Origin of the sequence: Microbacterium sp. NPDC057407, from assembly GCF_042803895.1 — a bacterium.
In the GTDB taxonomy this organism is placed as follows: Bacteria; Actinomycetota; Actinomycetes; order Actinomycetales; family Microbacteriaceae; genus Microbacterium.
Map to the genome: position 1 here is coordinate 157,333 of NZ_JBHVCA010000006.1, position 21,147 is coordinate 178,479.

The window sequence follows — 21,147 nt, forward strand, 5'->3', positions numbered from 1 at the left end:
CTCCTTAGTAAGAGGTCGGTTCGGTTCAGGCGTAGCCGAAGATGAAGCCGGTAGCGATGCCGATGAAGGCGAGCGCCTCGGTGAAGGCGATACCGATCCACATGAGCACCTGCAGGCGGCCGGCGAGCTCGGGCTGGCGCGCCACGCCCTCGATCGTCTTGCCGACGACGATGCCCACGCCGATGGCCGGACCGATCGCGGCCAGGCCGTAGCCGACGGTGGCGATGGAGCCGGTGACCTCGGCGAGAACCGTAGTTGCGTCCACGGGGGTGTTTCCTTTCGGTTGTGGGCGGCCTTCCGGCCGTCCCGTATCAGTGCTCTTCAGCGACCGCGAGCTGGATGTAGACCGCGGTGAGAAGGGCGAAGACGTAGGCCTGGAGGACGGCCACCAGGATCTCGAACAGGGTGAAGACGAAGCCGAACGCGAGGCTGCCGGCGCCGAGGATCGACCACCAGCCGCCGAGGTCGACGATGAAGAACTGCGTGGCGGCGAAGAACAGCACGAGCAGCAGGTGGCCGACCATCATGTTCATGAGGAGTCGGAGCGTCAGCGTGATGGGCCGGATGATGAAGGTCGAGATGAGCTCGATCGGCGTGACGATGAAGTAGATCGGCCACGGCACGCCCGAGGGGAAGAGCGAGTTCTTGAAGAAGTTCTTCGGGCTCTTCTTGATGCCGGCGTAGATGAACGTCACGTAGCTGACGATCGCGAGCGTGAGCGGCACCGCGATGATGCTCGTGCCGGCGATGTTCAGGAACGGGATGATGCCCGTGATGTTCATGAACAGGATCATGAAGAACATCGTCGTGAGGATGGGCAGGAAGCGCTGAGCGTCCTTCTTGCCGAGGAGGTCTTCGCCGATGTTCACCCGGACGAAGTCGAGGCCCATCTCGACGAGGCTCTGGAAGCGCCCCGGGACGACCTTCATGCGCCGGGTGCCGAGCCAGAAGATCAGGACGACCGCGATCGTCGCGAGGAACTGGATCAGGTGGATCCGAGTGATCGGCACACCGGCCAGGGTCGTGAGAACCTCAGGGAAGAACTCATCGATCGTAGGACCGTGGAACTCCGGCGGAGCATCCGCAGCAAAGGGGGCGATCAGGGTCGCAGCTTGAGTAGTCAGCGCTGGCTCCAGCTTCGGGGCATCGGTCGAGAACCGTTGCGACGATGGTCGGTGAGCGTCACTCCGCGAAAATCTCGCGGAGCGAGCGTGGCGGGCGCGAGATCAGCCTATCAAACTCCTGGCGTGCCGGAATCCGCGGCGGGGCGATCCTGCGGGGACTGGGCATGAGCGTCGCGGCGGTCCCCCGCGTCGGGGTCGGTAGGCAGCTGGACGTCGCTGACGTGGGGCACCCGCATCCGGGTCAGGACCACGACGTCGACGGCGAGGGACGCGAGCACGCTCGCCACGAGCGCGAGGAAGAACACGGTCGGATCGATCCACGGCTGACCGCGCAGCACGAAGAGCAGGACGAGGAAGACGACGAATTTCAGGATCCATCCGCCGAGCACGATGCCGAAGAAGATCGGCACGTAGAGCGCGTCGCCGTACCAGCGGTTGGCGATGAGGATGCTGATGACGGTGATCGCGAGGAACGCAGCGCCGACGAGCACGCCGGCGAGCCCGCTCCAGAGCCCGTTCGGACCGGCCACGAGGTAGCCGACGAGGCCGGCGATGACGGCGAGGCTCCCGGCGACGATCCCTCCCCACACCAGGACGGTGCGGAGGATGGGGGTGCTCGAAACGGGGTTGGGGCTCATCGGGCGTTCTCCAGGACGGGTTCGGGTCGGGGCGCGGGGCGGCGCGAGGGCATGAGGGTGACGACGAGGCAGGCCGCGGCGCCCACGACGCCGAACGCCACGCCGAGCAGGTAGTCGCCGGGCCACCCCTCGGACGTGCCGATGTACATCAGCAGCACCGAGAGGCTCACGATGGCCGTCCACGCGTAGAAGATCAGCACGGCGTCGCGGTCGGAGTGACCCATGTCGAGCATGCGGTGATGCAGGTGCTTGCGATCGGGCGAGAAGGGCGACTTGCCCTGCGACATCCGCCGCACGACGGCGAGCCCGAAGTCGAGCAGCGGCAGCAGCACGACCACCACGGGCAGGAGGATCGGGATGAACGCGCCGAGCAGCTGCGAGCGACCGAACTCGTCGTTGTCGCCGATCATCGCCGGGGTGATGCTGCTCGTGACGGCGATCGCCGAGCAGGCCATGAGGAGCCCGATCATGAGCGCGCCCGAGTCGCCCATGAAGAGCCGCGCGGGGCGCCAGTTGAGCGGCAGGAACCCGATGCACACGCCGATCAGCACGGCGGCGATGAACGAGGCGAGGTTGAAGAACGAGCTCGCCCCCGTGTCGCGCGCGAGCATGTACGAGTACGCGAAGAACACGCCGTTGGCGATGAGGGCCACCCCGGCGACGAGCCCATCGAGACCGTCGATGAAGTTGACCGCGTTCATGACGACGACGATGGCGAAGACGGTGAGGGTGAAGCTCATCCAGCTGGATCCCATCGCGATCCCGCCGATGGGGAGCGAGTAGATCTGCAGCTCGCCGAACCACGCGATGATGCCGGCGGCGAGAAACTGCACGCCGAGCTTGATCATCCAGTCGATGTCCCAGAGGTCGTCGGCGACCCCGATGACGACGATGAGGAAGGTGGCGCCGAGGATCGCCCAGATCTGGACGGGCTCGCTCCAGATGATGGCGAAGAACGGATGCTGCGAAGAGACGAGGAACGCGGCGACGACGCCGACGAACATGGCCACACCGCCGAGGCGGGGCGTGGGCGTCTTGTGCACGTCCCGCTCGCGGATGCCCGGGTACAGCTTGTACTTCAGGCTCAGTCGCCACACCGTCCATGCCAGCGCGAAGGTGACGGCGGCGGTGAAGAGGATCGTGAAGACGTACTGCTTCACGAGGTGCTCGGCTCGTCGGGGTCGGGCTCCAGTAGATCGCCCAACACCTCGCGTAGCCGCTCGCGCGAGACTGCTCCCTCGCGCAGGACGCGCACGACCGGCTTGCTCCCGCCCACCAGGCTCGTCGCGTCGACGATGGTCGAGGCGATCCCGTCCGTCGACATGCCGTCGCCGAGATACACCGCGACGCTGTCGCCGAGCATGTCCTCGGCGTCCTCGGGGGCGATCGCGGCGGCCATGCCGGTGCGGTTCGCGCTCGACACGGCGAGCGGGCCGGTCTCTTCCAGGAGCTCGAGCGCGATGCGGTGCGCGGGCATCCGCACCGCGACCGTGCCGCGGGTCTCACCGAGGTCCCACGACAGCGACGGCTGGGCGGGGAGGACGATGGTGAGCCCGCCGGGCCAGAACTCTTCGACCAGCCTCTCGACCGGCTCGGGCACCTCGGCGACGAGCGCGCGGAGCGTCGCGATGCCGGCCACCAGGACGGGCGGGGGCATCTGGCGGGTGCGGCCCTTGGCGTCGAGCAGGCGCTGCACGGCGGTCGCGCTGAAGGCGTCGGCGGCCACCCCGTAGACGGTGTCGGTGGGGATGACGACGAGCTCGCCACGGCCGATGGCCTGGCGCGCATGGCGCATGCCGGAAAGCAGCTGCGCCTCATCACGGCAGTCGAAGATGGGGGACATGTCGCGCACAGTCTAATTGCGACGTCCCGGACGCACGCTGGACGCCGCCCGGAAGGCTCCTGCTACGGCCGGATCGCGGTGGTCGCGCGGTCGCGCATCGTGAGGTCGGGATGGGTCGCAGCGGCCCGCCAGCCGTCGGCCGTGAGGATCGCGCGGATCGCTTCGCCCTGCCACTCGCCGTGCTCGATCACGATCGTGCCGCCGGGGTGCGCCAGCCGCAGGCCGACGCCGCTGAGCACCCGCACGACGTCGAGGCCGTCCTCTCCCCCGTACAGGGCGGCGGGCGGGTCGAAGAACCGCACCTCCGGATCGCGCGGGATCGCGGCATCCGGAACATACGGCGGGTTGGAGGCGACGACCGACACCGTGCCGTCGAGCTCGGGGAATGCGTGCTCGAGGTCGATGAACGCGAGCCGCGCGTTGTCGGCGGCGACGTGGGCGAAGTTCTCCTTGGTCCAGATGAAGGCGTCGACGGAGTTCTCGGCGGCGTAGACCCGTGCGTGCGGCACCTCGGTGGCCATCGCGAGGGCGATCGCGCCGCTTCCGGTTCCGAGATCCACCGCGATGGGGCTGGGGGATGCCGCGGCCCGCAGCGCGTCGATCGCGAGCTGTGCGACGATCTCGGTCTCGGGCCGGGGCACGAACACCCCGGGGCCGACGTGCAGCTCGAGGTGGCGGAAGGGCGCCACGCCCGTGATGTGCTGCAGCGGCTCGCGGGTCGCGCGCCGCTCGACCGCGTCGTCGAGGCGTGCCGCGTCGGCGGCGTCGATCGGGTCGCCGCGGAAGGCCGCCGCCTGCACGCCCCCGCGGCCGAGGCCCAGCACGAACGCGGTCAGCAGCTCGGCGTCGACCTCGGGGTCGGGAACGCCGGCGTCGGCGAGGCGCGCGATCGCGGCGCGGAGCGCGTCGGACAGCGACGAAGAGCGTGCGGGGCCAGGCATGAGCCCGTCCAGCCTAAGCCCCGTCATATTGGACGCGGAGCGGATGCCTCCCCCTAGGCTTGTGCCACCCGCAGACCTCTCCTTTCGAAAGGCCCGTCATGACCGGCATCCATCCCGACATCACCTCCGCCTTCGGAAACACCCCGCTGGTGCGCCTGAACCGGGTCGCCGAAGGGCTGGGCGGCAACGTGCTCGCCAAGCTCGAGTTCTACAACCCGGCCTCGAGCGTCAAAGACCGGCTCGGCATCGCCATCGTCGACGCCGCCGAGGCCTCCGGAGAGCTCAAGCCGGGCGGCACCATCGTCGAGGCCACGAGCGGCAACACCGGCATCGCACTCGCGATGGTCGGGGCCGCGCGCGGCTACCGCGTCGTGCTCGCCATGCCGTCGTCGATGTCGATCGAGCGGCGCCTGCTGCTCAAGGGCTACGGCGCCGAACTGGTGCTGACCGACCCGTCAGGCGGCATGAAGCTCGCGATCGCGAAGGCCGAGGAGCTCGCCGCCGAGATCCCGGGCGCCGTGCTCGCGCGCCAGTTCGAGAACGAGGCGAACCCCGCCATCCACCGCAAGACCACGGCCGAGGAGATCATCCGCGACACCGACGGGCAGGTGGACTACTTCGTGGCCGGCATCGGCACCGGCGGCACGATCACGGGCGTCGGCCAGGTGCTCAAGGAGCGCGTGCCGAGCGCGAAGGTGGTCGCCGTCGAGCCGGCCGATTCGCCCCTCCTGACCAAGGGAACCCCCGGTCCGCACAAGATCCAGGGCATCGGGCCCAACTTCGTCCCGGCGATCCTCGACCGCGAGGTCATCGACGAGGTCTTCGACGTCGAGTTCACCGACGCGATCGACACGGCACGCGCGGTCGGCACGAAGGACGGCATCCTCGTCGGCATCTCGTCGGGTGCCGCCGTGTGGGCCGCTCTGCAGATCGCCGCGCGTCCCGAGGCCGCCGGCAAGAACATCGTCGTGATCATCCCCTCGTTCGGCGAGCGCTACCTGTCGACCGCGCTCTTCGAGAACCTGCGAGAGGATTGAGGCACACCGCTTTCAGAAAGGCGTTCCGTGCCCGGCATCCATTCCGACATCACCACCGCGTTCGGTGAGACCCCGCTCGTGCGGCTCAACGCGCTCACGCGCGGCCTCGACGCCGAGGTGCTCGCCAAGCTCGAGTTCTACAACCCGGGATCGAGCGTGAAGGACCGTCTCGGCTACGCGCTCGTCACGGCGGCCGAGCAGGCAGGCGAGCTGAAGCCGGGCGGCACCATCGTCGAGTCGACGAGCGGCAACACCGGCATCGCGCTGGCGCTGATCGGCGCGGCGCGCGGGTACAAGGTGATCCTGACGATGCCGGCGTCGATGTCGAAGGAACGCCGCACGCTGCTGAAGGCGTACGGCGCGCAGCTGGTGCTCACCGACCCCTACAAGGGCATGACCGAGGCGGTCGCCGAAGCGCGCCGCATCGTCGACGAGACGCCGGGCGCGATCCTCGCCCGCCAGTTCGAGCATCAGGCGAACGCCGAGATCCACCGGCGCACGACGGCCGAGGAGATCTGGCGCGACACCGAGGGCCGCGTCGACTACTTCGTCGCCGGGTCGGGAACCGGCGGCACGATCACCGGTGTCGGCCAGGTGCTGAAGGAGCGCAACCCCGACGTCCGGATCGTGGTGGTCGAGCCCAAGGACTCCCCCATGCTGTCGGAGGGCCGCGCCGGCGGCCACCGCATCCAGGGCATCGGGCCGAACTTCGTGCCCGACGTGCTCGACCGCTCGGTGATCGACGAGATCTTCGATGTCGAGTTCGACGATGCGATCCGCGTCGCCCGGGAGCTCGCGACGGCCGAGGGCATCCTCGCAGGCATGTCGGCCGGAGCTGCGGTCTGGGCGGCGCTGGAGATCGCCGCCCGTCCCGAGGCGGCGGGCAAGCGGATCGTGGTGCTGGTGCCCGACTCGGGCGAGCGCTACCTGTCGACGGCGCTGTACGAGCACCTGCGCGAGCCCGAGAAGGCCGCGTCGTGAGCGAGCGCGTCGGCCTGCTCGCACGGGTGCGCGAAGACCTCACGGCCGCGCGCCTGCGCGACCCGGCAGCGCGCAGCGGGGTTGAGATCGCGCTCCTCTATCCGGGGCTGCACGCCATCTGGGCGCACCGGGTGTGGCACGCGCTGTGGGTCCGCCGGGTGCGTTTCGTCGCCCGGGCGGGTTCGCAGGTCACCCGCTGGCTGACCGGCATCGAGATCCACCCCGGCGCGACGATCGGGCGTCGATTCTTCATCGACCACGGCATGGGCGTCGTGATCGGCGAGACCGCCGAGGTCGGAGACGACGTCATGCTCTACCACGGGGTGACGCTGGGTGGTCGTCAGCGCGAGGGCGGCAAGAGGCATCCGACGATCGAGGACGGCGTCGCGATCGGTGCCGGTGCGAAGATCCTCGGCCCGGTCACCGTCGGCGCAGGCTCGGTCGTGGGAGCGAACGCGGTGGTGACGAAGGATGCCCCGCCCGACAGCGTGCTCGTCGGGATCCCCGCCAAGCCCCGGCACCGGCGCGACGGCGAAGACACCCGCGCCCTCCTCACGGCCCCCGAGTACCCCGAGTACCACATTTGACGCGACGCGCGGCCGATCAAGATCGAGTAGCCCGGCCGAAGGCCGCGCGTATCGAGATCTCCCGCCCACGGCGCCTCCCCCGCAGATCGAGTGCCGCCGCAGGCGGTGTATCGAGATCCCCCCGCGATCAGCACCGGGCGGCCCGGTCAGGGGGTGCGGCCCTGGTCGACCTTCTTCTTGATGAACAACGGCGGGAGCAGCCAGGTCGCGAGCGCGGTCACGAGCCACACGATGAGCGTGCCGATGATCCAGGCGACGGGGCCGTCGATGCCGATGCCCGCCGCGGGGATGAGCACGGCGATGAGGAGCGCCACGAAGGTCGACAGCAGGCCCACTCCCCCGACGAGCGCGTTGGCGTGACGGCGGGTGAGTGTGAAGATCCACGGCGTCAGCACGCTCTGCAGGATCGCGAAGATGACGACGGCGAGCAGGATGCCCCACCAGTCGTTCCAGTGGAGCGAGAACCCGGGCAGCAGCAGGTCGGCGGCGACGAGACCGAGGAACGCCGACACCAGGAAGATGAGGGCACGGATGACGAGGGTGATCACGCGCTGAGCCTAGCGCCGAGGCATCCGGTTCTCGATGGGACCACCGCGCCCCGCGCTACCGTAACCGGCGTTCGCGCCTCGCCCGAACGGCCGCGCGTGCCGGGAAAGGCCCGCGCGAACCCCGCGCCGGCAGCCCCGGGGTCAGGCGTCGCCGCCGAGCGCCGCGAGCCGCGCCTCTTCGTCGGCCTGGATCGCCGACTCGATGATGGGCTCGAGCGCGCCGTCCATGACCTGGTCGAGGTTGTACGCCTTGTAGCCGGTGCGGTGGTCGGCGATGCGGTTCTCGGGGAAGTTGTAGGTGCGGATGCGCTCGGACCGGTCCATGCCGCGGATCTGCGACTTGCGGGCGTCGGATGCCGCAGCTTCGAGTTCTTCCTGCTGCCGCGCGAGCAGCCGGGCACGCAGCACCCGCATGCCGGCCTCGCGGTTCTGGAGCTGCGACTTCTCGTTCTGCATCGAGACGACGATGCCCGTCGGCACGTGGGTGATGCGCACCGCCGAGTCGGTGGTGTTCACGGACTGCCCGCCCGGTCCGGACGACCGGAAGACGTCGATCTTGAGGTCGGCCTGGTTGATCTCGATCTCGTCGGGCTCGTCGACCTCGGGGAACACGAGCACACCGGTGGTCGAGGTGTGGATGCGTCCCTGCGACTCGGTGGCGGGCACGCGCTGCACGCGGTGGACGCCGCCCTCGTACTTGAGGTGCGCCCACACCCCCTGCGCCGGGTCGGACGACGAGCCCTTGATCGCGACCTGCACGTCCTTGTAGCCGCCGAGGTCGGACTCGTTGCGTTCGAGCAGCTCGGTCTTCCACCCCTTCGAGGCGGCGTACTGCAGGTACATCCGCAACAGGTCGGCGGCGAACAGCGCCGACTCGGCGCCGCCTTCGCCCTGCTTGATCTCCATGATCACGTCGCGTGCGTCGTCGGGGTCGCGCGGGATCAGGAGGCGCCGCAGGCGCTCCTGGGCGTCGGCGAGCCCGGCTTCGAGCGCCGGGATCTCTTCGGCGAACGCGTCGTCCTCTTTGGCGAGTTCGCGCGCCGCGTCGAGATCATCGGATGCCGCGGCCCAGTCCTCGTACGCCTTCACGATGCGCGACAGCTCGGCGTAGCGCCGGTTGACGCGCTTCGCCCGGGCGGCGTCGGCGTGCACCGCCGGGTCGGAGAGCTCGGCCTGGACGGCGGTGTGCTCCTCGATCAGTCCTCGGACGGAGTCGAACATGGCGGGTTCGGCCACGTGGTGCTCCCCGAGGTTCAGCGGATGCTGTTGTCGTCCGCGTGGCTGCGTCCGCCGCCGTGGCCGGTGGTCGGCGCCGGGATCGACTTCTGCATCTGAATGAGGAACTCGACGTTCGACTGGGTCTCTTTGAGCTTGCCGAGCACGACCTCGAGGGCCTGCTGGGGCTCGAGGCCGGCCAGGGCACGGCGGAGCTTCCAGGTGATCTTGACCTCGTCGGGCGACAGGAGCATCTCTTCGCGGCGGGTGCTCGACGCGTTGACGTCGACGGCCGGGAAGATGCGCTTGTCGGCGAGCTGGCGGTTGAGGCGCAGTTCGCTGTTGCCGGTGCCCTTGAACTCCTCGAAGATGACCTCGTCCATCTTGGAGCCGGTCTCGACGAGAGCCGTGGCGAGGATCGTGAGCGAACCGCCGTTCTCGATGTTGCGCGCCGCGCCGAAGAACCGCTTCGGCGGGTACAGCGCCGACGCGTCGACGCCACCGGTGAGCACGCGGCCCGAGGTCGGTGCCGAGATGTTGTAGGCGCGGCCGAGGCGGGTGATCGAGTCGAGCAGCACGACCACGTCGCGGCCGAGCTCGACCAGGCGCTTGGCGCGCTCGATCGCCAGCTCGGCGACCGTGGTGTGGTCTTCTGCCGGGCGGTCGAAGGTCGAGGCGATGACCTCGCCCTTCACGGTGCGCTGCATGTCGGTGACCTCTTCGGGGCGCTCGTCGACGAGCACGACCATGAGGTGAACCTCGGGGTTGTTGATCGCGATGGCGTTGGCGATCTGCTGCAGCACGATCGTCTTGCCCGCCTTCGGCGGTGCGACGATGAGGCCGCGCTGGCCCTTGCCGATCGGCGCGACGAGGTCGATGATCCGCTGGGTGAGCTTCTCGGGCGCGGTCTCGAGGCGCAGGCGCTCCTGCGGGTAGAGCGGCGTCAGCTTGCCGAATTCGACGCGGGTCGCGGCGTCGTCGACCGAGAGGCCGTTGATCGCGTCGACCTTGACGAGCGCGTTGTACTTCTGACGGCTGGACTGCTCGCCCTCGCGCGGCTGCTTGATGGCGCCGACGACCGCGTCGCCCTTGCGCAGGTTGTACTTCTTGACCTGTCCGAGCGAGACGTACACGTCGCTCGTGCCGGGCAGGTAGCCCGACGTGCGCACGAACGCGTAGTTGTCGAGCACGTCGAGGATGCCCGCGATCGGGATCAGGACGTCGTCCTCGCCGATCTCGGTCTCGAACTCGTCGCCGCCCTGTGCGGTGCCGCCGCGGCGCTTGTTGCGCTGGCGGTTGCGGCCGCCGGACTGCGGCTGGTCGTCGTCGCTGTCGGCGTCCTTCGCGGGCTGTGCGGGCGCGTTCTGCCCGCCGTTCTGACCGTTCTGGCCGTTGCCGCCGTTCTGGCCGCCCTGGGCGTTGCCGCCCCGGTTGCGGCTGCGGCTGCGGCTGCGGCTGCGGCCGCGCGACGGCTGCTCGTCGGAGCCTTCGCCGCTCTGCTCGGCGCTGTCGGCGTCGGATGCCTCGGCCGGGGCGCCCTCGACGGGAGCCTCGCCCTCGGCGGGCGCGGCGGCGGGCGCCTCGGCGGTGTCGGCGGCGGATGCCTCGGCAACCGTCTCAGCTGCGGCGGGCGTCTCGGCCACGGCGTCGGCGGAGGGCGCCTCGGCGGCCTCGGGCTTGGGGTCGGTGCTCTTGGCGCGGCGGGGCTCGCGCTTGCGCGGCGCCTTCGCGGGAGCTTCGACAGCCGCGTCGGCGGGCGCGGCGGGGGCGACCTCGACGGATGCCGCGGCTGCGGCGACGGCGGCGGCCTCAGCCTCAGCGGGGGCGCCCTCGGCCACCGGCGCCTCGGCGGGCGCGGCCTCAGCGGCCGGTGCGGCCTCGTCGGCGGGGGCGGCCTCAGCGGCCGGTGCGTCAACGACCTCGACCTCGGCGGCCGGCGCCTCGTCGGCTGCCGCAACCTCAGCCGCAGTCTCGGCCTCAGCAGCCTCGTCGGGCTCGGCCTCAGCCGCAGCGCCCTCGGCCGCGGTCTCGACCGAACCGGACTCGGCGACCTCGGCGGACTCAGCCGCGGCGGTGTCGGTGGTGCCGGCGTTCTCGACCTCGGGCGCCTCGGCGCGCTCGTCGGCCGATGCGTCGGCAGTGTGGATCTCGGAGATGGACTCCACGAGTTCTCCCTTGTCAAACGAATGGAAAATGCACGTTCGCACGGACGCGCTGCTCGGCAGGCGTCTGCCCGACCCCTTGACGAACTCAGATCCTTCGGTCGGCGTGTGCACCGCGATGGTGCTCAGAGGCCGTCAGCAGGATGGGGGGCTGTGCGGGGTTCGCAGATTGCGACGGAGGCCAGATTCACGACTCATGTGGAACCCTCCGCGTGCTCCCTCACTGTACCACCCTTGAAGTCGACGGCGAGCATGAGCGCCTCCCACGGGGTGTCGGCCGCGCGGGCCGCGAGGGCGGCGGCGTCGAGGCGACGGCCGGGTCCGTCGGCCAGCACGAGCACGCTCGGTCCCGCACCCGAGACGACGGCGGCGAACCCGTCGGCGCGCAGCGCCCGCACGAGCCGGTCGGTCTCGGGCATGGCGCTCGCCCGGTAGTTCTGGTGCAGCTTGTCTTCGGTGGCGGCCTGCAGCAGCTCGGGGCTCTGGGTGAGCGCGGCGATGAGCAGCGCCGAGCGCGACACGTTGAAGACCGCGTCCTCACGGGGCACCTGCAGCGGCTGCAGGCTGCGGGCGACCTCGGTCGACATCGTGAACTCGGGCACGAAGACGAGCGGCGAGACGCCGCGGTGCACGAGGAGCTTCTTGTGCTGGGGCCCGGTCTCGTCGACCCACGCGATCGTGAGCCCGCCGAACAGGGCCGGGGCGACGTTGTCGGGGTGTCCCTCCAGCTCGGTCGCGAGGCGCAGGAGCGTGTCGTCGCCGAACTCGACGTCGCCCTCGAGCAGGCCCTTCGCGGCGAGCAGTCCCGACACGACGGCCGCGCCCGACGAGCCCAGGCCGCGGCCGTGCGGGATCACGTTGTGCGCGTGCAGGCGGAGCCCCGGCATCCGTCGCCCCACCGATTCGTACGCGTACGCGATCGCGCGCACCACGAGGTGCGAGGCGTCGCGGGGCACGTCGTCGGCGCCGGCTCCGGTCACGTCGATCTCGAGCTCGCCCTCGGGCAGGGCCGTGACGTCGAGCTCGTCGTACACGCTCAGCGCGAGGCCGAGGGTGTCGAACCCGGGTCCGAGGTTGGCGCTGGTCGCGGGGACCCGCACCACCACCCGTCGCCCCGGTGCGGGCGCGACGGGTGCGTTCACGCGGTCGCCCCCACGGGGGCGAGGTCGAGAACGGATGCCACGTCCGACGTGGTCGCGTCGACCACTGTGGGCTCGACCTGGGTGCCGTCGGCGTTGCGGAGGGCCCACTGCGGGTCTTTGAGCCCGTGGCCGGTCACCGTCAGCACGACGCGCGCGCCCTTCGGCACGACGCCCGCCTCGACGCGGTCGAGCAGGCCGGCGACGCTGATCGCCGATGCCGGCTCGACGAAGATGCCGACCCCTCCGGAGAGCAGCTTCTGCGCCGCGAGGATGCGGTCGTCGTCGATGGCGCCGAAGTAGCCGTCGGTCGCCTCGCGCGCTTCGAGCGCGAACTCCCACGACGCGGGGTTGCCGATGCGGATCGCGCTGGCAACCGTCTCAGGGTTCTTGACGACCTCGCCGCGCACGAGCGGCGCCGAGCCCTCGGCCTGGAAGCCGAACATGCGCGGCACGCGCGTGGCGACACCCGCCTCGACCTCTTCGCGGTAGCCGCGCGAGTAGGCGGTGTAGTTTCCGGCGTTGCCGACCGGGATGAAGTGGAAGTCGGGGGCGTCGCCCAGCTGCTCGACCACCTCGTAGGCGGCGGTCTTCTGGCCGTCGATGCGGTCGGGGTTCACCGAGTTGACGAGGTGCACCGGGTAGTTGTCGGCGAGCTCGCGGGCGATCTCGAGGCAGTCGTCGAAGTTGCCGCGGATCTGGATGAGCTGCCCGTTGTGCGCGACGGCCTGCGAGAGCTTGCCCATCGCGATCTTGCCCTCGGGCACCAGCACGGCGGCGGTGATGCCGGCGTGGGCGGCGTATGCGGCGGCGGAGGCCGAGGTGTTGCCGGTCGAGGCGCAGATGACGGCTTTCGCGCCGTGCTCGATCGCACGCGAGACGGCGACGGTCATCCCCCGGTCCTTGAACGAGCCGGTCGGGTTCATGCCTTCGAACTTGACCCAGACGTCGGCTCCGGTGAGGCGCGAGAGCGCCGGGGCCGGGAGGAGCGGCGTGCCGCCCTCGCCGAGGGTGACGACGGTCGAGGCATCCGTGACACCCAGTCGATCCGCGTATTCGCGCAGGACTCCGCGCCAGACGTGTGCTGCCATGTCGGTCAGTCTCCTTCCACACGCAGGACCGAGACGACGCGCTCGACGACGCCGCTCGCGGCGAGACGGTCGACCGTCTCGCTGAGGTCCTGCTCCAAGGCTTTGTGCGTGCCGATGACGAGGCGGGCGGTGCGGGCGTCTTCGCCCGCCACCGGCTGCTCGACGGTCGCGATCGAGACCCGGCCGTCGCTCAGGATGCCGGCGACGGTCGCCAGCACTCCGGCCTCGTCGGTCACCTCGAGGGTGATCTGGTAGCGCGTGGTGACGCGGCCGACCGGGACGACGGGGAGGTTCGCGAGGGTCGACTCGCCGACGCCCACGCCACCGGCGATGTGGCGGCGCGCGGCCGAGACGACGTCGCCGAGCACGGCCGACGCGGTCTGCACACCGCCGGCGCCGGCGCCGTAGAACATGAGGTTGCCGGCGGCTTCGGCCTGCACGAAGACGGCGTTGTTCGCGCCGTGGACGCTCGCGAGCGGGTGCGCGCGATCGACCAGCGCCGGGTACACGCGGACGGAGATCGCCTCGCCCTCGGAGCCGGTCAGGCGCTCGCACACCGCGAGCAGCTTGATGACGTAGCCGGCGTGGCGCGCGGCATCCATCATCCCCTTGTCGATGCCGGTGATGCCCTCGCGGTGCACCGCGTCGAGCGGCACGGTCGTGTGGAAGGCGAGGCTCGCGAGGATCGCCGCCTTCTGCGCCGCGTCGTAGCCCTCGACGTCGGCCGTCGGGTCGGCCTCGGCGTAGCCGAGCTTCTGCGCGTCGGCGAGCACGTCGGCGTAGTCGGCGCCCTCGGTGTCCATGCGGTCGAGGATGTAGTTCGTCGTGCCGTTGACGATGCCCATGATGCGCTGCACGCGGTCGCCGGCGAGCGAATCGCGCAGGGGGCGGATGATCGGGATGGCGCCGGCGGCGGCGGCCTCGTAGTACACCTCGGCGCCGACCTGATCGGCGGCGTCGAAGATCTCGGGTCCGTGCGTGGCGAGCAGGGCCTTGTTCGCGGTGACGACGTCGGCGCCGGAGTTGATGGCCTGCAGCAGGTAGGCGCGCGCCGGCTCGATGCCGCCCATGAGCTCGATCACGATGTCGGCGCCGACGATCAGCGACTCGGCGTCGGTGGTGAAGAGCTCGCGGGGCAGGTCGGCGTCGCGCGGGGCGTCGACGTCGCGGACGGCGATGCCCACGAGCTCGAGGCGGGCTCCGGCCCGGTCGGCGAGCTCGTCGGCGTGCTGGCGCAGCAGCGCGGCGACCTGCGATCCCACGGCGCCGGCGCCCAGGAGCGCGACGCGGAGGCGGCGGTAGTCGGTCATGCCTTCCCTTCCCTCGGGGTGACGCCCACGTCGCGCGAGAGCAGATCGTCGATCGTCTCGCCGCGCACGATGACGCGGGCCTCTCCCCCGCGCAGCGCCACGACGGGCGGGCGGGGGACGTAGTTGTAGTTGCTCGCGAGCGAGAAGCAGTACGCGCCGGTCGCCGGCACCGCGAGCAGGTCGCCCGGGGTGATGTCGCCGGGCAGGTACTCGGCATCGACGACGATGTCGCCCGACTCGCAGTGCTTGCCGACCACCCGCGCGAGCGCGGGGGCGGCGTCGCTGATGCGTGAGGCGACGCGGGCCGAGAACTGGGCCCCGTAGAGCGCGGGCCGCGGGTTGTCGCTCATGCCGCCGTCGACGCTGACGTACAGGCGCGTGGCGCCGTCGCCGGCCTCGACGGGCTTGGTGGTGCCGACCTCGTAGAGGGTGACACCGGCCGGTCCGACGATGGCGCGGCCGGGCTCGAACGCCAGGTCGGGCATCCGGATGCCTCGCACCTCGCACTCGCGCGCGACGGCGTCGGCGATCCCGGCGGCGAGGTCTTCGATCGGCGTCGGGTCGTCGACGGACGTGTACGCGATGCCGAAGCCGCCGCCGAGGTTCAGGACGGGCAGGTCGCCCCCGGCGAGCAGCTCGGCGTGGAGCTCGACGATGCGGGCCGCCGACTCCTGGAACCCGGCGGTGCCGAAGATCTGCGATCCGATGTGGCAGTGCAGGCCGATGAGCTCGAGTCCGGGGACCTCGCGCACGCGTGCGGCGGCGGCGACGGCATCCGTCAGCGTGAAACCGAACTTCTGGTCTTCGTGCGCCGTCGCCAAGAAGTCATGGGTCTCGGCGTGCACGCCGCTGTTGACGCGCAGCAGCACCGCCTGGGTGGCGCCGCGGCGCTCGACGATGGCGGCGAGGCGCTCGATCTCGATGGGGCTGTCGATGACGATCGATCCGATGCCTGCGGCGACGGATGCCTCGAGCTCGGCGACGCTCTTGTTGTTGCCGTGGAATCCGAGGCGTGCGGGGTCGGCGCCGCCGGCGAGGGCGACGGCGAGCTCTCCCCCGGTGCAGACGTCGATCGCGAGTCCTTCTTCGCGCACCCAGCGGACCACCTCGGTGCTGAGGAACGCCTTGCCGGCGTAGTAGACGCGGGCCTGCACGCCGTGGCGGGCGGCTGCGGCGCGGAAGGCGTCGAGAGTGCGGCGGCCGCGCCCGCGGACCTCGTCTTCGTCGAGGACCCACAGCGGGGTGCCGAAGCGCTCACGCAGTTCGGTCGCCGGGATGCCGCCGAGGGTGAGTACGCCGTCGGTGTCGCGGGACGCCCGCTCGGGCCACACGTGAGCGGCGAGCGCGTTGGCGTCGTCGGGCTCGACCAGCCACTCCGGTGCCAGCGAGTCAGGCTGAGCCTGCGGGTGGGACGGCGACGGGGCGGACACGGGGGACCAATCGGTTCGGGCTCGTGGCGGTGCGGGCTTCGTGGGGTTCGGGCTCGTGGCGGTTGAGGCTGCAGGGGGCCGCCCGGTGACCGGATCGGCGGTGCCGCCGCGGCCGGGGGGTTCACGTGCCGAGGCGTCCTTGCAGTCTAGGGCACGGCCCATGCCCCGCCCGTGATGTGCGTCACGGGCGGACGCGCTGGTCGCTGCCCTCGGGGATGCGTGTCCCAGTTTTGCGAGCGTGTGTGCCCGCCGGCGGCGCAATGGCGGGACACGGTGTCGAAGAAGTGGGACATCGATGGGCGCTGAGCTCGGGCCGGGACGGAGAGCTGCCCAGCGTGAGCGGGGTGCGAGGGTTCTATGTCCCGATTTTGTGAGCCTCTGACCCCGCCGGCCCCTCGAAAGTGGGACATGGAATCGAAGAAGTGGGACATCGTGGACGCCCGAGGTCATGCCCGGCCCGTGATGTGCGTCACGGGCTGACGCGCTGGTCGCAGGTGCCGTTCTCCTGCAGGGTCACGTCGTTGACGATGGCGCCGTCGACGTCGGCGTCGGCGACCAGGACGTCGCCGTCGACCTGCACGTCGGTGAGGGTGACGCCGGCCGGCAGGTAGTCGGCGATGCAGACGCTCCAGTCGCGCACGAGCACGTCGGCGAGGGGACCGAACCGGTCGGACACCGTCGTCGCGTCGACCTGCGCGCCGGCGACCTCGAACGAGGTGGGCGTGAGGACGATGTCGCCCTCGGTCGCCGACGGGGTGAGCGAGACGCCGACCGGGAACGGGATGCCGAAGACCTGGATGTCGGTCTGCACCGCGACATCCGGGGCCGCGAGCGAGACCTCCTCGGCGGGGAACCCGTCGACCGACGACAGCAGCGATTGCAGCTGAGCCTGGTCGAGGCTGACGGTGGCGTGCGCCTCGCCGATGTCGCCGCCGCCGCTGACCGGGATGTCGGTCGCTTCGACGACGACGTCGCCCTCGAACGAGCCGACGGGGACGTCCTCGGAGGTCACTGTCAGCTGGTCGAGGTTTCCGCGGATGAGCTGCGGCAGCACCATGCCGGGCACGTCGACCTCGATCGGGTGCTCGGGCGGGAGCGCGAGCTGGTCGGCGATCTGGGTGCGCACGGTGCGTTCGACGATGTTGCGCGCGATCCCTTCGGCGGCGAACCAGGCGCCGATGGCGAGCGCGGCGACGATGAGGAAGGCGACGATCCAGGGCCACCCGCGGCGACGGCGGCGGGGAGTCGGCTCGGCGACCTCCCAGCGCAGCGGCTGGGTGGGCTGGGTCTCGCCGCGCGCCATCATCGCTACATCCGCTCCGGGGCGCTGACGCCGAGCAGGTGGAGGCCGTTGCGCAGCACCTGTCCGGTGGCGTCGTTGAGCCACAGCCGCGTGCGGTGCACTGCCCCGACGGGCTCGTCGCCGAGCGGGATGACGCGGCAGTTGTCGTACCAGCGGTGGTACAGGCCGGCGAGCTCTTCGAGGTAGCGGGCGATGCGGTGCGGTTCGCGCACCTCGGCGGCGAACGCGACGATGCGCGGGAACTCCTGGAGCGCGCCGAGCAGGGCCGACTCGGTCTCGTGCGCGAGCAGCTCGGGCGCGAATTCCGAGCGGTCGACGCCGGATGCCGCGGCGTTGCGTCCGACGTTGTGGGTGCGTGCGTGGGCGTACTGCACGTAGAACACGGGGTTGTCGTTCGTGCGCTTCTGGAGCACGTCGAGGTCGACGTCGAGGTTGGAGTCGGCGGAGCTGCGCACGAGGGCGTAGCGCGCGGCATCCGTTCCCACCACCTCGACGAGGTCTTCGAGGGTGACGACGGTGCCGGCGCGCTTGGACATGCGGACGGGCTGGCCGTCTTTCACGAGGTTCACCAGCTGGCCGATGAGGATCTGCAGGTTGACGCCGGGCTCGTCGCCGAACGCGGCGCACATGGCCATGAGGCGCTTGACGTAGCCGTGGTGGTCGGCACCGAGCATGATGATGCAGCGGTTGAAGCCGCGCTCGCGCTTGTCGAGGTAGTAGGCGAGGTCGCCCGAGATGTAGGCGGGCTCGCCGTCGGATTTGATGACGACGCGGTCTTTGTCGTCGCCGAACGCGGTGGTGCGCAGCCAGGTGGCGCCGTCGGCCTCGAAGATGTGGCCGAGGTCTCGCAGGCGTGCGACGGCGCGTTCGACGGCGCCGGTGTCGTGCAGGTGGTTCTCGTGGAAGTAGACGTCGAAGTCGACGCCGAAGTCGTGGAGGCTCTTCTTGATCTCGTCGAACATGAAGCCGACGCCGAGCTCGCGGAACGCCTCCTGCTTGGCGGCGGGGTCGAGGGCGTCGATGTCGCCTTCGTACGCGAGGGCGACGCGGCGGGCGATGTCGGCGATGTAGCCGCCGCCGTAGCCGTCTTCGGGCGTCGGCAGGCCCTCGTGGGCGGCGACGAGGCTGCGGGCGAAGCGGTCGATCTGGGCGCCGTGGTCGTTGAAGTAGTACTCGCGGGTGACCTGGGCGCCCTGCGAGGCGAGCACGCGGGCGAGGGAGTCGCCGACGGCGGCCCAGCGGGTGCCGCCGAGGTGGATGGGGCCGGTGGGGTTGGCGGAGACGAACTCGAGGTTGATGACCTCGTCGGCGCGGGTGTCGTTGGTGCCGTAGGCGGCGCCGGCGTCGACGATGGTCTTCGCGAGGGCGCCGGCGGCTGCGGCATCCAGTCGGATGTTGATGAACCCGGGGCCGGCGACCTCGACACTCGCGATGCCGTCGACCGCGCCGAGGCCGGTTGCGATGTCGGCGGCGAACTCGCGCGGGTTGGCGCCGAGGTTCTTGGCGAGCTTGAGGGCGGCGTTGGAGGCCCAGTCGCCGTGGTCGCGGTTCTTGGGGCGTTCGAGGGGGAAGTCGGCGGGGGTGAGCCCATCGGCCGCGCCGGGTCGTCGTGCCTCGGCGAGCGGGGCGATGACGGCGAGCAGGGCGGCGGAGAGGGCTTCGGGATTCATAGCCGCACCAGTCTAGTTCGCGGCGGCTGCGCCCCTTCGCGGGCCTCGGGTGCCATCCGGGGGTCAGGCGAGCTGGACGAGCGAGGTGAAGTCGTCGAGGGAGGGATCGGATGCTTCGACCCGCGCGTCCTCGCCCGCGCTGTCGCCGACCGGGGCGAGGCCGTCGAGGTCTGCGGCATCCGGAACCACCCACGCGTCGACGCGCATGCGCTCGAGGCCGACGTAGCCGCCGTGGTAGCTGAGGAAGGCGCAGTCGGCGGCATCGCGTCCGGTGGCGATGCGCACGAGCGACCGGCGGTGGGCGAGGCGGGTGGCGTCGATGACGTACCAGGCGCCGTCGAGGTAGGCCTCGGCGACGGCGTGGAAGTCCATGGGGCGAAGGCCCGGGGCGAAGCAGGCGGCGTAGCGGGCGGGCATGTCCATCGCGCGCAGGAGGGCGATGACGACGTGGGCGTAGTCGCGGCAGACGCCTTGGCCGGTCATGAGGGTGGTGACGGCGCTGTCGGTGCCCTGGCTGAGGCCGGGGGTGTAGGTGGTGCTGGTGGAGACGAAGTCGGTGACGGCGGCGATGAGCTCGTGGCCGGAGAGGCCTTTGAACTGGCGGCGGGCCTGCTGGAAGACCTCGTCGGACTGGCAGTAGCGGCTGGGGCGCAGGTAGGTGATGGCTTCGAGGTCGCTGGTGCGGCTGGCGGCGGCGTGGCCTTCGACGGTCGCTTCGTAGCGGACTTCGAGGCGTCCGGCTTCGCCGAGGAGGCGGTGCAGGCGGCTGCCGGACTGGTCGACGATCTCGGTCGGGGTGTAGGTGCGGTCGCCCTGCGTGAAGGTCAGCTGCTCCCCCGCGAGGGGCACGCCTTGGGCCGCCGTGATCTGGAAGATGAGGTCGACGGAGGCCCCCAGTTCGAGGTCCAGTTCGGCGGTCACGACGCGTTGCATCGCAGTATCCTCGCATGCCGGAATGGCCGCTTCGCACACGGGCGCGAGCGGCTTGCTGGGAGTGTGCCGAGGGGCCTGGTTGCTCAGGATCTGCGCGGTGTTTCCCCAGGTGTCCGGCCCCCGATGCGGACATTGTCGTTTTTTGTCTTACCCTCTTCGCATGCACGCGCCCGGACGCCCCCGCGCACGGCGTTCGTGGCTGCCGATCCTGTGCGCCGCGCTCGCTGTCGCTGTGGTGTGCGCGCTCGGGGTGTGGCGTCCGTGGATCACTCCGTCGGCGCCGGTCGCCGCGCAGGACGAGTCGTTGCCGGTGATCGCTCCGGCGCCGCTGGCGCTGCCCGAGAATCCGCGGGTGCTGATCTTCGGCGACTCGTGGGTGTATGGCTCGGGCGCCGATGTGCCGTCGAACGGTTTCGCGTACCGGCTGAGCGAGAACCTCGGGTGGGACACGGTGGTCGACGGAGTTCGCGCCAGCGGGTACCTGCGGGCGGGTCTGGACGGCGGTTCGTACGTGGAGCGTGTGGCCGACCTCGATCCCGAGCTCGACCCTGATCTGATCATCGTCGAGGGTTCGATCAACGATCGGCTGCTGCATCCGAACGGGTATCGGGATGCTGTCGCCACCGTGTGGGACACCCTCGCGGCGCTCTATCCCGAGGCGACGGTGGTGATCCTGGGCCCGTCGCCGCAGGTGCTTCCGGTGGAGCCCGGCACGGCGGCCATCGACAAGGACCTCTCCCGTTACGCCGCGGCGCGCGGCTGGTGGTACATCTCCCCCTTGGCCGAGGACTGGATCACCGAGGCGAATTACCTGTCGGTGATCGACACGGGCCCGATCGGTCGCGATCATCCGTCGACCGAGGGTCACGCCTACCTTGCGACGAAGGTGGCGGAGGCGGTCGAGCGGATGTCGGAGCCCGCCGACATCGTCGCTGATGCCCCGCTGGGCGCCGAGCTGCCCGCCCGCTGACCCGTCGTGTCCGGCTCGCCCGTCGGGCGGCCTGTCTCGCGCCTGGTAATCTCGTCGGGTACGCCTCCGTAGCTCAGGGGATAGAGCGTTGGTTTCCGGTACCAAAGGTCGCAGGTTCGATTCCTGTCGGGGGCACAACGAGAAACGACCGGCCCAATCGGGCCGGTCGTTTGTCGGTTGGGCCGCGCCAGCAATCGTACAGCCCCCGGATCGGGGGGAGTTAGC

The 21,147-nt window shown here is 70.6% G+C and carries 20 protein-coding genes and 1 tRNA gene; 5 read left to right on the top strand and 16 right to left on the bottom strand.

Going from position 1 to position 21,147, the window contains the following annotated elements; all coding sequences use genetic code 11:
- Positions 1-25: 25 nt before the first annotated feature.
- The 6 genes from atpE to prmC all read right to left on the bottom strand — a co-directional run bounded on the left by atpE (position 26) and on the right by prmC (position 4,546).
- Complete coding sequence (gene atpE, locus ACFUTX_RS15090; RefSeq protein WP_056121278.1) at positions 26-265, bottom strand: ATP synthase F0 subunit C; 240 nt, start codon at positions 263-265, stop codon at positions 26-28.
- A gap of 46 nt (positions 266-311) precedes the next feature.
- Positions 312-1,103, bottom strand: a complete 792-nt coding sequence (atpB, locus tag ACFUTX_RS15095) for a F0F1 ATP synthase subunit A (protein WP_378866479.1) — start codon at positions 1,101-1,103, stop codon at positions 312-314.
- Between the two features lie 131 nt (positions 1,104-1,234).
- Positions 1,235-1,762: a hypothetical protein gene (locus tag ACFUTX_RS15100; RefSeq protein ID WP_378866399.1), complete on the bottom strand. Its 528-nt coding sequence runs from the start codon at positions 1,760-1,762 to the stop codon at positions 1,235-1,237.
- Positions 1,759-2,922: an MraY family glycosyltransferase gene (locus ACFUTX_RS15105; protein WP_378866402.1), complete on the bottom strand. Its 1,164-nt coding sequence runs from the start codon at positions 2,920-2,922 to the stop codon at positions 1,759-1,761. Before ACFUTX_RS15105 ends, ACFUTX_RS15100 begins: the two co-directional genes overlap by 4 nt.
- On the bottom strand, positions 2,919-3,605 hold the full coding sequence (locus ACFUTX_RS15110; RefSeq protein WP_378866405.1) for an L-threonylcarbamoyladenylate synthase: 687 nt from the start codon (positions 3,603-3,605) through the stop codon (positions 2,919-2,921). The genes ACFUTX_RS15105 and ACFUTX_RS15110 overlap by 4 nt, the downstream gene beginning before the upstream one ends.
- A gap of 62 nt (positions 3,606-3,667) precedes the next feature.
- The gene (gene prmC, locus ACFUTX_RS15115) at positions 3,668-4,546 is read right to left on the bottom strand and encodes a peptide chain release factor N(5)-glutamine methyltransferase (protein ID WP_378866408.1); all 879 of its coding nucleotides are present in this window, start codon (positions 4,544-4,546) and stop codon (positions 3,668-3,670) included.
- A 98-nt stretch (positions 4,547-4,644) separates the two neighbouring features.
- Between prmC and cysK (ACFUTX_RS15120) the strand changes: the two genes are divergently transcribed.
- The 3 genes from cysK (ACFUTX_RS15120) to epsC are packed head-to-tail and all read left to right on the top strand — an operon-like array spanning position 4,645 to position 7,151.
- Positions 4,645-5,583, top strand: a complete 939-nt coding sequence (cysK, locus tag ACFUTX_RS15120; protein WP_378866411.1) for a cysteine synthase A — start codon at positions 4,645-4,647, stop codon at positions 5,581-5,583.
- 27 nt (positions 5,584-5,610) lie between these two features.
- Positions 5,611-6,564 carry a cysteine synthase A gene (cysK, locus tag ACFUTX_RS15125; protein WP_378866414.1) on the top strand — a complete coding sequence of 318 codons (954 nt, stop codon included), beginning with the start codon at positions 5,611-5,613 and terminating at the stop codon, positions 6,562-6,564.
- Positions 6,561-7,151: a serine O-acetyltransferase EpsC gene (epsC, locus tag ACFUTX_RS15130; RefSeq protein ID WP_378866417.1), complete on the top strand. Its 591-nt coding sequence runs from the start codon at positions 6,561-6,563 to the stop codon at positions 7,149-7,151. The genes cysK (ACFUTX_RS15125) and epsC overlap by 4 nt, the downstream gene beginning before the upstream one ends.
- Positions 7,152-7,297: 146 nt before the next feature.
- Here the strand turns inward: epsC and ACFUTX_RS15135 are convergent, their stop codons facing one another.
- The 10 genes from ACFUTX_RS15135 to ACFUTX_RS15180 all read right to left on the bottom strand — a co-directional run bounded on the left by ACFUTX_RS15135 (position 7,298) and on the right by ACFUTX_RS15180 (position 19,952).
- Positions 7,298-7,699, bottom strand: a complete 402-nt coding sequence (locus ACFUTX_RS15135; RefSeq protein ID WP_378866420.1) for a hypothetical protein — start codon at positions 7,697-7,699, stop codon at positions 7,298-7,300.
- Between the two features lie 141 nt (positions 7,700-7,840).
- The gene (gene prfA, locus ACFUTX_RS15140) at positions 7,841-8,920 is read right to left on the bottom strand and encodes a peptide chain release factor 1 (RefSeq protein WP_378866482.1); all 1,080 of its coding nucleotides are present in this window, start codon (positions 8,918-8,920) and stop codon (positions 7,841-7,843) included.
- 32 nt (positions 8,921-8,952) lie between these two features.
- Complete coding sequence (gene rho / locus ACFUTX_RS15145; protein WP_378866423.1) at positions 8,953-11,079, bottom strand: transcription termination factor Rho; 2,127 nt, start codon at positions 11,077-11,079, stop codon at positions 8,953-8,955.
- Positions 11,080-11,270: 191 nt separating this feature from the next.
- On the bottom strand, positions 11,271-12,218 hold the full coding sequence (thrB, locus tag ACFUTX_RS15150; RefSeq protein ID WP_378866426.1) for a homoserine kinase: 948 nt from the start codon (positions 12,216-12,218) through the stop codon (positions 11,271-11,273).
- Positions 12,215-13,306, bottom strand: a complete 1,092-nt coding sequence (gene thrC, locus ACFUTX_RS15155) for a threonine synthase (protein WP_378866429.1) — start codon at positions 13,304-13,306, stop codon at positions 12,215-12,217. Before thrC ends, thrB begins: the two co-directional genes overlap by 4 nt.
- Positions 13,307-13,311: 5 nt before the next feature.
- Positions 13,312-14,616 carry a homoserine dehydrogenase gene (locus tag ACFUTX_RS15160; protein ID WP_378866432.1) on the bottom strand — a complete coding sequence of 435 codons (1,305 nt, stop codon included), beginning with the start codon at positions 14,614-14,616 and terminating at the stop codon, positions 13,312-13,314.
- Positions 14,613-16,046, bottom strand: coding sequence for a diaminopimelate decarboxylase (gene lysA / locus ACFUTX_RS15165; RefSeq protein WP_378866435.1), 1,434 nt, complete (start codon positions 16,044-16,046; stop codon positions 14,613-14,615). The genes ACFUTX_RS15160 and lysA overlap by 4 nt, the downstream gene beginning before the upstream one ends.
- A gap of 469 nt (positions 16,047-16,515) precedes the next feature.
- Positions 16,516-17,352, bottom strand: a complete 837-nt coding sequence (locus ACFUTX_RS15170; protein ID WP_378866438.1) for a DUF2993 domain-containing protein — start codon at positions 17,350-17,352, stop codon at positions 16,516-16,518.
- A 2-nt stretch (positions 17,353-17,354) separates the two neighbouring features.
- Positions 17,355-19,019: an arginine--tRNA ligase gene (gene argS, locus ACFUTX_RS15175; protein WP_378866441.1), complete on the bottom strand. Its 1,665-nt coding sequence runs from the start codon at positions 19,017-19,019 to the stop codon at positions 17,355-17,357.
- Between the two features lie 63 nt (positions 19,020-19,082).
- Entirely contained in the window at positions 19,083-19,952 is an 870-nt protein-coding gene (locus ACFUTX_RS15180; protein ID WP_378866444.1) for a transglutaminase family protein, read from the bottom strand.
- Positions 19,953-20,112: 160 nt separating this feature from the next.
- On the opposite strand from ACFUTX_RS15180, the gene ACFUTX_RS15185 reads away from it, so the two are divergent.
- Positions 20,113-20,922, top strand: a complete 810-nt coding sequence (locus tag ACFUTX_RS15185) for an SGNH/GDSL hydrolase family protein (RefSeq protein ID WP_378866447.1) — start codon at positions 20,113-20,115, stop codon at positions 20,920-20,922.
- Positions 20,923-20,984: 62 nt separating this feature from the next.
- A tRNA-Arg gene (locus tag ACFUTX_RS15190) sits at positions 20,985-21,057 on the top strand.
- Positions 21,058-21,147: the final 90 nt, after the last annotated feature.